This is a genomic window from uncultured Aquimarina sp., from assembly GCF_947495315.1.
GTDB lineage: Bacteria > Bacteroidota > Bacteroidia > Flavobacteriales > Flavobacteriaceae > Aquimarina.
Genome location: NZ_CANLYD010000003.1, coordinates 71,164 through 86,358, shown reverse-complemented (window position 1 = coordinate 86,358; position 15,195 = coordinate 71,164). Strand labels below are relative to the sequence as shown.

The 15,195-nt window shown below is 34.8% G+C and carries 14 protein-coding genes; 8 read left to right on the top strand and 6 right to left on the bottom strand.

The features are described 5' to 3' along the window. Positions 1-31: 31 nt before the first annotated feature. The 7 genes from trpD (at position 32) to Q0910_RS06200 (ending at position 5,299) form a co-directional block, all read left to right on the top strand. Complete coding sequence (gene trpD / locus Q0910_RS06230) at positions 32-1,030, top strand: anthranilate phosphoribosyltransferase (RefSeq protein WP_299213660.1); 999 nt, start codon at positions 32-34, stop codon at positions 1,028-1,030. An 87-nt stretch (positions 1,031-1,117) separates the two neighbouring features. Beyond that, positions 1,118-1,903 carry an indole-3-glycerol phosphate synthase TrpC gene (trpC, locus tag Q0910_RS06225; protein ID WP_299214592.1) on the top strand — a complete coding sequence of 262 codons (786 nt, stop codon included), beginning with the start codon at positions 1,118-1,120 and terminating at the stop codon, positions 1,901-1,903. A gap of 17 nt (positions 1,904-1,920) precedes the next feature. Beyond that, complete coding sequence (locus Q0910_RS06220; protein ID WP_299213658.1) at positions 1,921-2,577, top strand: phosphoribosylanthranilate isomerase; 657 nt, start codon at positions 1,921-1,923, stop codon at positions 2,575-2,577. 24 nt (positions 2,578-2,601) lie between these two features. After that, positions 2,602-3,783 (top strand): tryptophan synthase subunit beta, encoded by a 1,182-nt coding sequence (gene trpB / locus Q0910_RS06215; RefSeq protein WP_299213656.1) that lies wholly within the window; start codon positions 2,602-2,604, stop codon positions 3,781-3,783. Positions 3,784-3,839: 56 nt separating this feature from the next. Beyond that, a complete protein-coding gene (locus Q0910_RS06210; RefSeq protein ID WP_298543688.1) occupies positions 3,840-4,139 on the top strand; it encodes a GIY-YIG nuclease family protein in 300 nt (99 codons plus the stop codon). 47 nt (positions 4,140-4,186) lie between these two features. Then, positions 4,187-4,948: a tryptophan synthase subunit alpha gene (trpA, locus tag Q0910_RS06205; RefSeq protein WP_299213653.1), complete on the top strand. Its 762-nt coding sequence runs from the start codon at positions 4,187-4,189 to the stop codon at positions 4,946-4,948. A 72-nt stretch (positions 4,949-5,020) separates the two neighbouring features. Then, complete coding sequence (locus Q0910_RS06200) at positions 5,021-5,299, top strand: DUF6576 domain-containing protein (RefSeq protein WP_299213651.1); 279 nt, start codon at positions 5,021-5,023, stop codon at positions 5,297-5,299. A gap of 5 nt (positions 5,300-5,304) precedes the next feature. Here the strand turns inward: Q0910_RS06200 and Q0910_RS06195 are convergent, their stop codons facing one another. After that, a complete protein-coding gene (locus Q0910_RS06195) occupies positions 5,305-6,567 on the bottom strand; it encodes a hypothetical protein (protein ID WP_299213649.1) in 1,263 nt (420 codons plus the stop codon). Positions 6,568-6,780: 213 nt separating this feature from the next. Between Q0910_RS06195 and Q0910_RS06190 the strand changes: the two genes are divergently transcribed. Then, the gene (locus tag Q0910_RS06190) at positions 6,781-7,362 is read left to right on the top strand and encodes a DUF1287 domain-containing protein (RefSeq protein WP_299213647.1); all 582 of its coding nucleotides are present in this window, start codon (positions 6,781-6,783) and stop codon (positions 7,360-7,362) included. A 46-nt stretch (positions 7,363-7,408) separates the two neighbouring features. On the opposite strand, the gene Q0910_RS06185 is transcribed toward Q0910_RS06190, so the two are convergent. The 5 genes from Q0910_RS06185 to Q0910_RS06165 all read right to left on the bottom strand — a co-directional run bounded on the left by Q0910_RS06185 (position 7,409) and on the right by Q0910_RS06165 (position 15,155). Continuing rightward, the gene (locus tag Q0910_RS06185; RefSeq protein ID WP_299213645.1) at positions 7,409-8,521 is read right to left on the bottom strand and encodes an NAD(P)/FAD-dependent oxidoreductase; all 1,113 of its coding nucleotides are present in this window, start codon (positions 8,519-8,521) and stop codon (positions 7,409-7,411) included. Then, complete coding sequence (locus Q0910_RS06180) at positions 8,508-10,418, bottom strand: LodA/GoxA family CTQ-dependent oxidase (RefSeq protein WP_299213643.1); 1,911 nt, start codon at positions 10,416-10,418, stop codon at positions 8,508-8,510. Before Q0910_RS06180 ends, Q0910_RS06185 begins: the two co-directional genes overlap by 14 nt. Before the next feature lie 63 nt (positions 10,419-10,481). Continuing rightward, on the bottom strand, positions 10,482-11,618 hold the full coding sequence (locus tag Q0910_RS06175) for a nucleoside hydrolase (protein ID WP_299213641.1): 1,137 nt from the start codon (positions 11,616-11,618) through the stop codon (positions 10,482-10,484). 27 nt (positions 11,619-11,645) lie between these two features. Next, complete coding sequence (locus tag Q0910_RS06170) at positions 11,646-13,397, bottom strand: thiamine pyrophosphate-dependent enzyme (protein WP_299213639.1); 1,752 nt, start codon at positions 13,395-13,397, stop codon at positions 11,646-11,648. Positions 13,398-13,409: 12 nt separating this feature from the next. Beyond that, positions 13,410-15,155, bottom strand: coding sequence for an FAD-dependent oxidoreductase (locus tag Q0910_RS06165; protein WP_299213637.1), 1,746 nt, complete (start codon positions 15,153-15,155; stop codon positions 13,410-13,412). Positions 15,156-15,195 lie beyond the last annotated feature (40 nt).

The following is a 15,195-nucleotide window of genomic DNA, read 5'->3' as shown; positions in this document are numbered from 1 at the left end:
CCTTTGGGGAGAGGGCTGGGGTGAAGGGCTTATGAAGAATTTATTAAACCGATTAATCAATCACGAAACCATTTCTAAAGAAGAAGCCAAAGGTGTTTTAGTAAATATTTCTAAAGGAGCTTATAACCAAAGCCAGATTGCTTCTTTTCTAACAGTCTATATGATGCGTAGTATTACAGTAGATGAGTTAGAAGGTTTTAGAGATGCATTATTAGAGCTGTGTGTTGCTGTAGATCTTAGTGAATATAACCCTATCGATCTTTGTGGTACAGGAGGAGATGGAAAAGACACTTTTAATATTTCCACACTTTCATCTTTTGTCTCAGCAGGAGCTGGTATTAAAGTAACCAAGCATGGTAATTATGGAGTTTCTTCTAAGTGCGGTAGTTCTAATGTAATGGAACATTTAGGTATTAAATTCAGTAATGATAAAGATTTTCTAAAACGAAGTATTGACGAAGCAGGAATTTGTGTTCTGCATGCTCCCCTATTTCATCCTGCTATGAAAAATGTAGCTCCGATACGAAGAGAATTAGGTGTCAAAACATTTTTTAATATGTTAGGACCGATGGTAAATCCTGCATTTCCAAAAAATCAGATTGTAGGTGTTTTTAATCTAGAACTAGCAAGAATGTATGGGTATTTATATCAAAATACTGATAAAAACTTTACGATTATTCATGCGTTAGATGGATATGATGAAATATCTCTTACCGGAAGTACGAAGACGATTTCTAATCATACGGAAGGGATACTAACTCCACAAGATTTTGGAGTAAATACTCTAAAAATGGAAGAAATAGTTGGGGGAGATTCAATAGAAGAATCCGCAACAATTTTCATGAATATACTTAATGGAAAAGGTACTGAAGCACAAAACAACGTAGTTTGCGCTAATGCTGGTATGGCTATCGCTACTGTAGAAGGACTAGAACCAATACAAGGATTCGAAAAAGCGAAAGAATCATTGCTTTCTGGAAAAGGTTTAGAAGCGCTGAAGAAAGTGCAGGAATTAAGTAGAATTAGTTGATAGTGTCATTCCGGCGAAGGCCGGAATCTATATTAGCAACAAGTAATAATGAGATCCTGAAACAAGTTCAGGATGACAAGTGAAAAAATGAACATATTAGATAAAATAGTAGCAGATAAATACAAAGAAGTCGAACTTAGGAAGAGTTTAATACCTATCCATCAACTAGAAAACTCAGTATTATTTGATCGAAAAGGAAATTCTTTGGCAAAAGTTTTACGTACTAGTGACACCGGAATCATTGCTGAACATAAACGTAGATCACCGTCTAAATCAGTAATCAATCAAAAAGTTAGTGTACAAGACGTAGCTATTGGTTATCAAGAAGCCGGAGCTTGTGGAATGTCTGTTTTAACAGATGGAAAATACTTTGGAGGATCATTAGATGATCTATTATTAGCTCGAGCTTCTGCAACTATGCCTTTACTGCGTAAAGAATTCATTATTGATGAATACCAATTATTAGAAGCCAAAGCATATGGTGCTGATGTAATATTATTAATAGCTGCAGTGCTGTCTAGAGATGAAATAAAATCATTATCAGAGTTTGCAAAGAGTTTATCTCTGGATGTATTGTTAGAAGTCCATAATCTAGAAGAGCTAGAGAAATCAATAATGCCTTCATTAGATATGTTAGGAGTTAATAATCGTAATCTCAAAACTTTTGAAGTGAGTACCGATGTGAGTAAAGAACTAAGCAAACATATCCCAGATGATTTTGTAAAAGTTTCAGAAAGTGGCATCAGTAGTATTGAGGCTATAAAGGATTTACAGCAATATGACTATAAGGGTTTTTTAATTGGAGAAAACTTCATGAAAACTGAAAATCCAGGTGCTAATGCAATAGAATTCATAAAATCATTGAAGGCATGAAACTGAAAGTGTGTGGAATGAAGTATCAAGAAAATATTGAAGCTGTAGCCGCGTTACAACCAGACTACCTTGGATTTATTTTCTATGAAAAATCTCCAAGAAACTTTGATCAAGATATTCCTGAACTACCAGAAACTATCAAAAAAACTGGAGTTTTTGTGGACGTATCCATTGATTTCATTTTAAAAAAAGTAAAAAAATATAATTTTAAGGCAATACAATTACACGGAAATGAATCCGCAGAATATTGTAAAGCATTATCACAAAAATTAAAAGAGGTCTCGACTCCGCTTGACCAGACAGCGTTGACTGTCATATCGAGCGGAGTCGAGATATTCAAAGTCTTCTCTATCAAAGATGAATTTGACTTTGAGATACTCAAACCATACGAAGGTATTGTTGATTACTTCCTTTTTGACACAAAAGGAAAAGAAAAAGGTGGGAATGGATATACTTTTGATTGGAATGTTTTAAAGGACTATAATTCTACTACCCCTTTCATCCTAAGTGGCGGTATTGGATTACAAGAAGTTGACAAAATAAAAGCGATCCTAAAAACAGATTTACCGATATATGCTATTGATATCAATAGCAAATTTGAAATTAAACCAGGATTAAAAAACATACATGATTTAAAAGAATTTAAAAATAAAATAGCTGTCATTCCAGCGTAGGCTGGAATCTAAAAAAATTGCAATATGAGTTATCTAGTAAACGAAAAAGGATATTATGGAGATTTTGGCGGAGCCTATATTCCTGAAATGTTATATCCTAATGTAGAGGAATTACGATCTACGTATCTGAACATTATGAATGAGCCTTCTTTTAAAGAAGAATTTAATCAATTATTAAAAGATTACGTAGGGCGACCATCACCTTTGTATTATGCTAAACGGCTTTCAGAAAAATACAACACCAAAGTATATTTAAAACGAGAAGATCTTAATCATACAGGAGCTCACAAAGTAAACAATACGATTGGACAAATTCTTGTTGCTAAAAAACTAGGTAAAAATCGAATCATTGCAGAAACAGGTGCTGGGCAACACGGAGTTGCTACCGCTACGGTTTGTGCCTTAATGGGGATTGAGTGTATTGTATATATGGGAGAGATCGATATCAAACGTCAAGCTCCTAATGTAGCCCGTATGAAAATGCTAGGAGCAGAAGTAAGACCGGCAAAATCTGGAAGTAAAACGCTAAAAGATGCTACTAATGAAGCTATCAGAGACTGGATCAATAATCCGGTAGACACGCATTATATTATTGGATCAGCCATCGGACCTCATCCATATCCGGATATGGTGACAAGATTTCAATCCATCATTTCTGAAGAGATTAAATGGCAGTTAAAAGAAAAAGAAGGAAGAGAAAACCCGGATTACGTAGTAGCGTGTATTGGTGGAGGAAGTAATGCGGCAGGAACTTACTATCATTTTTTAGATGAACCAAGTGTAGGAATCATTGCAGTAGAAGCAGCTGGAAAAGGAGTAAATAGTGGAGAAAGTGCTGCTACATCTCAATTGGGTAAAGAAGGAATTATTCACGGATGTAAAACCTTATTAATGCAAACACCTGATGGACAAATTACAGAACCGTATTCTATTTCTGCAGGATTAGATTATCCTGGTGTAGGTCCATTACATTCGCATTTATATAAAACAGGTCGAGGGGAATTCTATTCCGTAACGGATGATGATGCCATGACCGCTGGATTAGAATTGTCGCAACTAGAAGGTATTATTCCTGCTATAGAAACCTCGCATGCTTTGGCAATATTTAATGACAAACAGTTTAAACCAGATGACATTGTAGTAATCAGCCTTTCCGGACGGGGAGACAAGGATCTTAATACTTATATAGATTATTTTAAATTATAGAAACAAGCTTGCTTTGTCAATTTCCGTGTAGACGGAAATCTCTAAAGTATATTCGAATGTCCAATAATGAAACTATATTTTATGTTTACATTTTAACTAATAAAAATCATACCGTGCTATATGTTGGAATGACGAATAACCTAACGAAGAGATTAAAACAGCACAAGGGTCGAATCTCTGGAAGTTTCACCAAAAGATATAATATTAATAAGTTGGTATATTTTGAAACAACTATTTATATTAATAACGCAATCAAAAGAGAAAAACAAATAAAGAAATGGAATCGCGAGTGGAAAATTAACCTCATCAATGATCTAAATCCTGATTGGAATGATCTTTCTAGTCGATTTTATTAAAGTTAAAAGATTTCCGCCTTCGCGGAAATGAAAAAATAAATTTTTCAATGAACAGAATTAATACAGCTCTTGAGCAAAATAAAAAACTATTATCTATCTATTTCACAGCAGGATATCCATCACTTAATGACACCAAAAAAATCATTCAAGATCTTGAGAAAAGCGGAGTAGATATGATAGAAATCGGATTGCCATTTAGTGATCCACTGGCTGATGGTCCGACTATACAAGAAAGTTCTACAGCCGCTCTAAAAAATGGAATGACCACCAAATTATTATTTGAACAACTTGCAGATATTCGTCAATCGGTAAAGATTCCTCTAATTATTATGGGATACTTTAATCCAATGATGCAATATGGTGTAGAAGCTTTCTGTGCTAAATGTCAGGAAATTGGTATTGATGGATTGATAATACCAGATCTACCAGTTGCAGAATACCATGAACAATACCAAGAAACTTTTGAAAAATATGGTTTGATTAATGTTTTTCTGATTACACCGCAAACCTCTGAAGAACGAATTAGATTCATAGACAGCGTATCTAATGGATTCATATATATGGTTAGTTCTGCAAGTGTCACAGGATCAACATCCGGTTTCGGAAACACTCAAGAAGCTTATTTTGAACGTATTGCAAACATGAATCTAAAGGCTTCGCAGATTGTAGGATTTGGTATTAGTGATAATGAAACATTTACACAGGCAACTAAAACTGCAAAAGGTGCAATTATTGGATCAGCTTTTATCAAACACTTAACTCTAAATGGAGTTGAAAGTATTGAAGGTTTTATAAAAGGAATTAGATAATATTCATAAATTTCGGAATTAAAAATTAACTGTAATTGTATATATTAGAACCATACATTTAGAATTAATATGATGACTCCAACTTTTTTAATAAGCTTTATATCCATTCCTTTACTAATTGCTATTATCATCATTTTATTATTTATCAAATGGTTGAAACCGGATTTTTTGCAATTCAAAAAAAGCATTACACAAAAACCAGAAGGATTACTGGATATTGATGATCGTTACAACGTAAATAAAATTGAAAAGGAAAAAGAATTAAACCGGTTATTGGATAAAATAAACAATCAGGGAATCGATAAACTTAGTAAATCAGAAAAAGAAAGATTAGAGGAGTTGTCTAAATAAGAATATTATTCTTTAGTAAATAAATTACCCAAGAACTTTTCTAGTTTTTCTCTTTTTAATTGTTGAACATTCAGTTTGATTTTTGTAATAAAACCATATGAATCACCATCAATACCGACAGCACCAGAAATATACAATTCGTTTTTTTCGTCCAATCGTATTTTATGAAGATCAAGAATTGGGTACTTCAATAAAATAGATGCTACCCCATCAACGCCATAATCAGAATCTACATCACCATTACTTAGTAGTTTTTTAATTAATATTTCGAACTCACTATCTAAGCTCTTAGAAATAACAAACACTTCTCCTTTTTCATTCACTACAAAATCCGTGTTGTAAATATCTGTACTATACCCCATTTTTCCAGAATCAAAAAATGATGTGTCCAGATTTCCTTTCTCTCCATATTTACGGATGCGATATACACCTTCAGTCTCATTTTCTATCTGAGATGTATATAGTTTAGAATTTGAAAAAACGATATGATCAAAGGATTGATAATCTTCTTCTATAGTAAGACAGTATAGGTTATCAGATGCCATTTGATTACTATCAAACCCAGCTAAATAAGTGGATTGTTCTTCTCCATTATCTACTGACTCGGAATACCCAAGTAATAAATAGTCATCTTCCATTGCCGAACAATTTAATGTGAAATGATGATCATCATATAGACTGGATGACAAGGTTTCTCCTATATCCGAAAGCTTTAGGATGGCAATTTTTTCTTCCTTTTTCGAAGGATTAAAACCTCTAACTTTAGCAACAACAATTATTTCATCACTAGATGATGCATAAATATATTGACCATAATTATCGTCTAAATTATCTAGTATATTCTTTTTATATACCCCACTACTTCCAAATTCGTTATTAATACTTCCATCTTCATAAAATCCATTTATAGAAATCATCCAGCTATGTCCACTCCAAAAATTGGATAAGACTAAAATGCTTCCGTCTGATTTAGAACTCATAGCTACTGGTATCGTATTTTGATTATCTAAATTAGTAGAAGTTATATCAAAATTAATATCCTTTGTACCATTCTTATAAAGGCGTACCAGGGTTTTTCTAGCATCCGCCTCATACAGGACGTTAATTTTATCCTCTTCAATAACATCAAAATCAATAATATGAGAAGAAACCATGCCTAACTCCTTAAACAACAGTAATCCATTTCTAGAAAACTCGGTATCTATCTGTTGAGCATAACAACTTGTTAGCAGACAATAGAAAAAAATAAACAAGTGATAAATTCTCATAACGAAATATCGTAGTAACTTTATTTAGTCACCTTCGCAAAAGAAGTACATTCAGAAAAGAAGATTAGGGGGACAAAACAAACTTATACAAGCTACTTAAAGTAATTAGTTTGTTTTTAATCAGCATCAAAAAAAAGAATTATTATATTATAATGCAAGATTTTTCTTAATAATAAAAAATTAATTTTGTTAACCTTATCAAAATAAGACCATATGAAGAAGCAAATCATACTCTTACTATTTTTTATAGTTTCTTTATCTCTTTTTGCTCAAGAAGACTTTTACAACCGTTTATCCGATGCCTCCTTATCATTAACCACACAGGACGTAACATACGATCCTGCCTACTTCTCTATCGAGTATCCTAACGGAGATGTACCCAGTAATAAAGGCGTATGTACAGATGTAGTAATCAGAGCATATCGAAAGTTAGGTATTGATCTCCAAAAAGAGGTACATGAAGATATGAAAGCTAATTTTGGTTTATATCCAAAAAACTGGGGATTATCAAAAACTGATAAAAACATTGATCATAGGCGAGTTCCGAATCTTATGACATTCTTTTCCCGATTTGGCAAAGTAAAATCTATTTCTAAAAAAGCACAACATTATCTCCCTGGAGATGTTGTATGCTGGAGTCTAGGAGGTGGACTCACCCATATTGGATTAGTAGTTGATAAAAAATCTGAAGATCAACAACGATATTTAATCGTTCATAATATCGGTGGTGGACAAGTAGTAGCCGATTGTTTATTTGACTATAAAATTATTGGACATTATCGCTACAAGAAATAAAGACCTCCTATAATTTTTAAAACAAACATCGTACTATTGATATACTTTAAATCGTTTTATCGTAAAGATCGAAAAACCTATATTTCCAATACGCACTTTCTTTCCATTTTGTCTCTGTTGAATAGTATTTTGTTAATTTCTCTATATAAGATTGGAATGCATTTTCTAAAATATATCGATATACTAACATGGCGTCTTCTTTATCTAAAAAATAACTTGCTAATGCTTTTCCAGCATAAAAACCTGAAGCGAGTGCAGATGTAATTCCATAAGAAGAAACAGGATCATATGCATAAGCTGCATCCCCAACGGCAATCCATCGATCTCCATATGGTATATCAAGGCAACTAGTCCCTGCGGGCATAATCCTTATCTTTTCGAAATTGCAAGTCATAGGGTTCAAAATTTTGGATATATGCTTCAAATGCAATAATTCCTTTTCTAGAAACATTTCTAATTCTTCTTTCTTCGGAATCAAATCTTTGGTCGTAAAAAACATTAATGTATACTGATTATTACCCTCTGGTGCTACATACCACCATCCATTTTCTGTAGTCTCCACCATAATTTCGTTCGCAATGATCGATAAAGTTTTTACACTAAATGTAATTGCAAATTGCGAATCGATAGCTGTTTTATAAATTCCCAATTTACGACAAACTGATGCCTTACGTCCTGTTCCATCTACAATGTAAGATCCATTGATGGTTATTTCATTTTGAGTATTACTTATGACTGCCTCAATCGCAGACTTACTTCTGGAAACTGTATTTAATTTATATCCTTCATAAAAAGCGGTTCCATTCTTCTTAACTTGTTTTCTTAATTGCTTCTCAAAATACAAACGATCTAACAAATATCCGTATCCATGTATTCCTCGAATAAATTCTTTTTGTTCTAAATCTTCAGACCCCCAACAAACTTTGTTACCATAATATTTTATATGCCTTGGATGCTCTATCAAATGTTGAATCCCTAATTGTTTTAGAATTGGTTTTGCATTAGGAGGTATTGCTTCTCCGCATTTTTTTGTTGGTTCGATCGTTGCTTCTATAATACAATTTGATATTCCGATTGAGGACAATGTTAGAGAGGTAGCGATCCCTGCTGGACCGCCCCCTACAATAACAACTTTATAATAAGAATTATCTTTCGTCACGTCTAAATGTTCTTCTGGCTCTAGTTCTTTCTGGAGCTATTCCTTTTCTTAATAACCCACTTTCTTTTACACTCTCTAATGCCGGAATATCTTCTTTTTCTGCATAAATCACTTGTTCAAAAGTAGGATCTCCACCTGTAAAATGTCGATCTGATTCTTTCCAGGAAACATCAGGAAGATATCCTTCTTTATTATTTGGTATCTCATCTTCAGCTTTAGCTATAATTCCAAGTTCATGCCATTCACTAATCATAAGATTGATTTTTTTCTGATAATTAGATCCAAAATCACGAAGCCAATCTTGTCTATAATCAAAATGTTTTAATCGTTGCGCAATATTTACGTCTCCATCTTGCATCCTTAAATAACTCTGCTCGCTTAATACTTGATTAGGAACACGAGCTGCCCAAAAAGAAGGCAATGGTAAATATGTAGAAGTATCATAACCTGACAAACAGCTAGCTTCATCGGTTTGCCAAGGCACACCTAACCATCTGGTTAAAGATCCCGGACCACTTTTTGACAAAGGGCCATCGGCTCCTAATGCAATTGCTGGAGATAGTAATGGTCCAAAATCTAATCTTGTAGCTTCTCCTTTATCGACTACATTTAGACGATATGGTTTTTCCCACATTCGTTTTATTCTCATAGGCCAAGTAAGTTCTATTCCTGGATGAAAAGGACCTCCTAAACATTCTTCTAATGGAGCTTGATTTAAAGAATGTAGCTGTTCATCCAACGTTTGCTCAGAAAAAGGTGTTGGAACTACTGGTTTCCCTGTTGTAAAATCTCCTTGTGCCCATTTTTTTAAACGTTGGTATTGCGTTCTTGTAATCGGCAAATCTACGAGTGCAATCTTTTCATATTCTCCAAAACCATCTCCATAAAACGGAGGAACTTTGGTAGGTGTATATTCTGTAGAATCCGGATCTCTAAACCAATTAAACACACGCTCCCTTTCATTGGCAGATTGGTCAGAAGGATCTTGCAGAGTTTTTAGCAATGTCGTATTCGTAAAATCGGAGGGAGAATTTTTTCCGAACAACATAAAGAACCCTTGATTTACCCACTGAGTTTCGGTCATACGTCCTAATATTGGATAAATATGATCCCAAAACACAACACCATCTGCGGATGGGTTAGGATACCCCATTTCTCTAATAAACAGGTCTTGTACTACATCATTCATCGTAATAACTCCAAACAATCCTGGTCCAAAATTAGGAGGTGTAACAGCAACCATTGCAGGTGTAGCTTCTAAAACAGTATCTCCAATATGTACAGTTGCTCTGATTACTCCATCACAAGTATCATCATGCCATCCATCATTGTTAGCAAAGGTAATAGCAGGTTTATTATCCTTAGATTGTGCATCTCCATTACCTGGAAAAAACAATAATCGTCCAACTTCATCAGTTTCTACATGTCCTAGATTCACTGGTGTTCCATAAAACTTTCCATCAGCAAAGCTGTTTTTTTCATCCTGTATGCTCGTACCTGATATTTGTACTGGAGATGGAGTAATTGCTAATTGTTTTCGATCATCATCAGTGACTTTTTCGTTTCTATATGCAGAAGGGATACCTGCTTGTGGTAAATCCAATGCATTATTGAACTGGTACCAAGCAGCTTTTATATTCGCGACCTCTATATGCCATTGAATAGTAGCTTCTTTTGCTGTGATTTCACCAAGAACCTCTCCAGCTTCATTAAAGGCATACACTCTGTAACGTACCACTTGTTTTTTAACACGACCGTCCGCATCTTTATAGCCTCCTTCGGGATCCGGTGCTACACCTGGAACTTCTGACGCCATAAAATATTCTGATGAGTTTCCTATACGTGCAATGCCGATTGGAGGATAAATAGCTACACTACTAATTTCATTTTTAATCATTTGGATAGGTTTTGAGTTTTTATTTTTTATTCTTGTGAATCTCTAATTTCAATTTCAATTCGTTTATATTTTCTTACTAGTTTCATAGGCTTTCAACTGTTCTGCAAAAGCAGGAAAAACACTGTTGTAATTTGTATAATAACATTCTCTGATCAAGTGATTATCTTCTTTTGGTTTCCAATACCCCTCTTCTGTCAGGATTGGAGAAGATACTTCATGTGATGGAACAGATCCAGGGTTTATGAACCAAGCGATATTGATCAAATCCCAAATATTCCAGATTTGTCCAAAAAGATTGTTTTTATCTTTTCCATACCAGGTAAATAAAGGGTTGTTCATGTATCGATTATAAAGTGCTTTTCCTATCGGACCTGAGTCCATAAACCAAGCCTCCATATCAGCCTGAGATAAGGTTAATTGTTGACCGACATAAAATCCAGGAATATAAACTAGAGGAACACCACTGCTAAATAATATTTGAGAAGCTTCTATGTCTTGTGATAAATTGAAAGAAGTATTTTGTAAATCCGTTACATTAGTTGGATACCCTGCTGTCCAGGTATATACTACTTTATCTATAATATCTGGCGCTATCATTATAGCCGATGCAAGATTGGTAGCACAGGCAATACCCATAACATAAATTGGATCATCGATAGAAGCGCTACGCGCCAATGCTATAAAATGATCAACCGCTTCGCTTCTCACAGGACAACCATCTTTTAGATAATGTGTAGCGCCCTTTAAAACAGGAATCTCTGGTCTGTCAAAAAGTTTCATGAATTCGAGTAACTTATCATAACTACTCTCCATTCCTTCTTCAGGTGTCATCGCCACATGACTTCCTTTATCCAAAAGACTTTCTGGAGTAATCCCTAGTTTTTCTATAGCCTCTATTTGTCCTTGGTATTTATTTACCAACGCTTGTTCCTCTTCTGTCAGATTATCTGGTGCCGCTTTGATAAGATCATTTGCTCTTAGCAAAGCTTTTAATCTCTCTAAAAATGAAAAAGGTGCTGCATAAATCCCTTCGACCTTAATATTTTCATGAGGTAATAATAACCAGGTTAATGCAAAAAAATCGTCTATTTCATTGTCAAAATCAGTATCTACAACTACTCTTAATGGTTTATTTCTTTTGTTAGGTAATTGCAACAGATTTTTCATCTGCTCTTCTGTTAATTTTGGGTATTCACTCATGTATAAAGTTCGTTTAGTTTTGATTAATTAGCATAATGACCAATCCGGGTTTAAAGTTTCGTCTTCTCCTGCTTTTTTAGTTCTATATTCAATTGAATCCGGGATATCGGTTTTAGGGATATGAACGTGTACGATAAAATTATCATTAGGATATTTATCAATCTGTTGCAATGCTATATCTAGATCCTGCTGTGTCTTAACTTCTAGTCCAATCCCTCCGAAGGCATCCGTAAGTTTTGCATATTTCCAATTATTCAAATCATTATAAGGATACACTTTATTCAGATCTTCCTGAGGATAGTCTATTTTGTCTTTTCCTCTAAATGGATTTGGGTTCACTAACATTTGCTCTATACCATATATTTTATTGTCTAGTACAAATACAACAGTATTATGCTTTAGATGATGTTGGGTTGAAACTGCCTGACAGGTTTCCTGAAAAGCGCCATCTCCTACAAACACCATCACTCTCTGATCGGGTGCAGCACATTTAACTCCTATTGCTGCAGGCACAGAATATCCAATAGACAGCCAGTTTGCCTGTGCAATAAATGTATTTGGTTCTCCTCTATGTAATCCCTGAGCTCCCAGCAAAGGGAATCCTGCATCAACTACCACAGTATTAGCAGCAGTGATATAACTATTCATTTTTGTAAAAAATCGATCATATGTCAACTCATCAGAAGTCTGAACTTGTGCTGACTTTTTTAGTCCATTACTGATCGCTGCATCCATAGAAAATCCTTTGAATTTCTCTTTACGCTGCATCAATTCTTCTCTAAGTGCATCTATAAATGCTTCTAACGACATGTTTGCATAGAATTTTGCACCTACTCTAATTCCAGAATGATTCGCTAAGACGGTATTATCATCCCAAATATTAAATCCACCCAGATTTTTACCTGTTGTCCACGCTCCTATTCCTATTTTAGATCCTGCTTTCGTAAATCGTTCATAGACATCATCTGGAGAAGCGTTCCCATTAAAAACACCTTTAAATAATGGATGATCCTCAGAAACTATTGACTTCCCCATAATAGAAGTCGTAAACTCAATACCCGTATCTTCTACAAGTCGTAAGAATTTCTTTTGAAGCCCTTTACGCTGAATTTCTACTCCTGCCCAAAAAATTGGTTTGTCTTTTGCTTCGATTAAATCAGCTGTAGCTACCGCAGCACTTTTTGCAGTAGAGATACATAGCTCACTATGTTTTCGGGTAATAGGCCGATCAGGTATATCACATTCTGATCTCCAAACATCTTCAAAAACTTCTAAGTACACAGGTCTACCATAACTAATCATAGCATTTAAGACGGCATCTATTTTATAAGGCGCTTCTCCTCCTCCTGTAACTTGTTCTGCTGCGACAGTTACATTTCGAAACACATTAATATTACTATACATATCGCCTGTCATATGCGAAGCCATCAATCCTTCTCCAAGGTTTTTTGATTGTTCAGCATTCGTAGGAGCACCATTAATCACTAAAACAGGATTGTGTTCTACGTAGGATCCTGCTACTGGATTTAAAACACTAAAGGCGCCAACACCGTACGTAACACCAACTGCTCCGATACCTTTTAGTCTTGCATACGCATCTACACAATGTCCGGCATTTATTTCATTGGTATTTCCGATAATCTTAATTTTAGCTTTCGGATCCTCAATAATTGTATTTAGAAAAGGTGCTGAATAGTTTCCTGCTACACCAAAAACTGTATCTAATCCAAGTTCTTCAAGTCGAAGTTGTAGATATTTTGCTACTGTTATTTTGCTCATGACACTAGATTTTTAAAATTCTACAGGAGTTTCATTTACTTCTAATGCTGCTCGAATACCAGATTCGATGGCTCCTTCTATCCACGCATGCTTTAATGATGTATGTTCTCCGGCAAAATGTGCTTTTCCATCCCATTCAGGTTTTTCTATAGCTCCCTGTAATAAATTTAATTGTCCAGGTGTAAAAATGGCTGCCTCGCCAAAGGCGTACGGATTTTGCATCCAAGCTACAGTAGCAGCTCCTTTTATTCCATCTACATACGCTGGATCTTCTGGTGCATCAGGATTAAACACAGATAAGGATTTAATTCTTCTTTGTTCTTCTAAATCATCTGGTGCATGTGCTACGGCTATATTATCTAATGCATATATATAACGGTCTTTGTGACTCATAGAATCCCACTTTCTGGCATCGTCTGCCCAGCAATAGCACGCTAACATTAATCCATTTCCTTCTTTATTAATATGCTGACTTGGATAATAGATAAAACGATTAGACAAATCGGTAATGGTTCCTCCTCCCACAATATTATATGGAGCTTTTTCCCACCATCGTTCTTTAAATTCTATCAACACTTTGGTGGCTGCATCATAATGCAGTTCACGAATTGCTTTTCTTTTGTCCTGAGAAAATTTAGGCCACACATGTACCATTCTGAATGCTGAGAAGGGTATCGTAACTATAACCTCATCAAATTCCATTTCACTTACGGGTACTTCTTGTTTTTTATACCCTATCTTTTCATAATAGGATGGATCTCGTTTGATTTCTATTTCTGTAGAGATTCTTACTTTTCCATCTCTTAGATAAAGATCAGTCATTCTCGTATCAAGATGAGTGATATCCTTTAACTCATGTTTTTCATAAAAAGACTCCGTAATAACATCTGTTCCTCCAACTACCTGCCAAAATACCGTGTCATTTTTGATAATATTAGATTCTATAAAACTCTGTAAGAAATCATAGGACATACGTGATTCCAGATTCTGGATGACTGCAATCATTTCTATAGCATTCTCCGAATAATTGGTAAATTCTTTCAGAAAGCGACGCATGGAGTATTCTCCTAATTTCTCAATCAGTTTTGGCCAGTTTGCTACCGGATCAATAGCGATAAAATCCTTAAGTGGTTGTAGTGCATTATTTAATAATACATTGGCAGTCTGGTTTTCGTCCGGAACATTTGGATCCTTATTTGTTTGTACGTGATAATCCAACAATTTATTAATATCAGCACCTTCTTTATAATACTCACTCTGAACTACTTGTTCATAGTTTACATATAAAAATGAGTTGAATGTTTTCTCTGGAAAAGTAGCACTCTCTTTTTCATAATTCACATAATTTTCTTCTTTGTTTTTTAGTGCCTCTTCTTTGTCTACAGAGACATAATAAAAAGGCTCTAACGGAACCTTAAGTTGCTTACAATACTCCAATACCATATAATGAAAGTTTGGCAAGCGCATGGCTCCTGCCTCGGCATATAAAGAACTATCTTCCCAGTACTTTTTACCTTCCGTATTTCTAAAAGTTTTAACTCTTCCGCCAATTCGGGTATTTGCTTCTACGATGGTGACATTATGGCCAGACTGTCTTAAGGCAGAGGCGGCAACCATCCCTGCCATACCTGCTCCTACAACCAGTACATCTTTTTTCTTCCCTTTGGCTTTGGGGAATCCTGTTTTAATATATTCTAAATATTTCTGAACGATTGGATCATTGTCCTCATCTAATAAACTATGTAAGTATGTTTTCATGAAAAGTGTTTTAGTGCGGTGATAAACCACAGGAATTAAT

Excerpts from the sequence above, each read along its gene's own strand:
- Q0910_RS06195 (WP_299213649.1), bottom strand. The coding sequence starts at position 6,567 with ATGAGAATTTATCACTTGTTTATTTTTTTCTATTGTCTGCTAACAAGT.
- trpC (WP_299214592.1), top strand. The coding sequence starts at position 1,118 with ATGAACATATTAGATAAAATAGTAGCAGATAAATACAAAGAAGTCGAA.
- Q0910_RS06175 (WP_299213641.1), bottom strand. The coding sequence starts at position 11,618 with ATGAGTGAATACCCAAAATTAACAGAAGAGCAGATGAAAAATCTGTTG.
- Q0910_RS06165 (WP_299213637.1), bottom strand. The coding sequence starts at position 15,155 with ATGAAAACATACTTACATAGTTTATTAGATGAGGACAATGATCCAATC.
- Q0910_RS06200 (WP_299213651.1), top strand. The coding sequence starts at position 5,021 with ATGACTCCAACTTTTTTAATAAGCTTTATATCCATTCCTTTACTAATT.
- trpA (WP_299213653.1), top strand. The coding sequence starts at position 4,187 with ATGAACAGAATTAATACAGCTCTTGAGCAAAATAAAAAACTATTATCT.
- trpD (WP_299213660.1), top strand. The coding sequence starts at position 32 with ATGAAGAATTTATTAAACCGATTAATCAATCACGAAACCATTTCTAAA.
- Q0910_RS06190 (WP_299213647.1), top strand. The coding sequence starts at position 6,781 with ATGAAGAAGCAAATCATACTCTTACTATTTTTTATAGTTTCTTTATCT.
- trpB (WP_299213656.1), top strand. The coding sequence starts at position 2,602 with ATGAGTTATCTAGTAAACGAAAAAGGATATTATGGAGATTTTGGCGGA.
- Q0910_RS06170 (WP_299213639.1), bottom strand. The coding sequence starts at position 13,397 with ATGAGCAAAATAACAGTAGCAAAATATCTACAACTTCGACTTGAAGAA.
- Q0910_RS06180 (WP_299213643.1), bottom strand. The coding sequence starts at position 10,418 with ATGATTAAAAATGAAATTAGTAGTGTAGCTATTTATCCTCCAATCGGC.
- Q0910_RS06220 (WP_299213658.1), top strand. The coding sequence starts at position 1,921 with ATGAAGTATCAAGAAAATATTGAAGCTGTAGCCGCGTTACAACCAGAC.
- Q0910_RS06210 (WP_298543688.1), top strand. The coding sequence starts at position 3,840 with ATGTCCAATAATGAAACTATATTTTATGTTTACATTTTAACTAATAAA.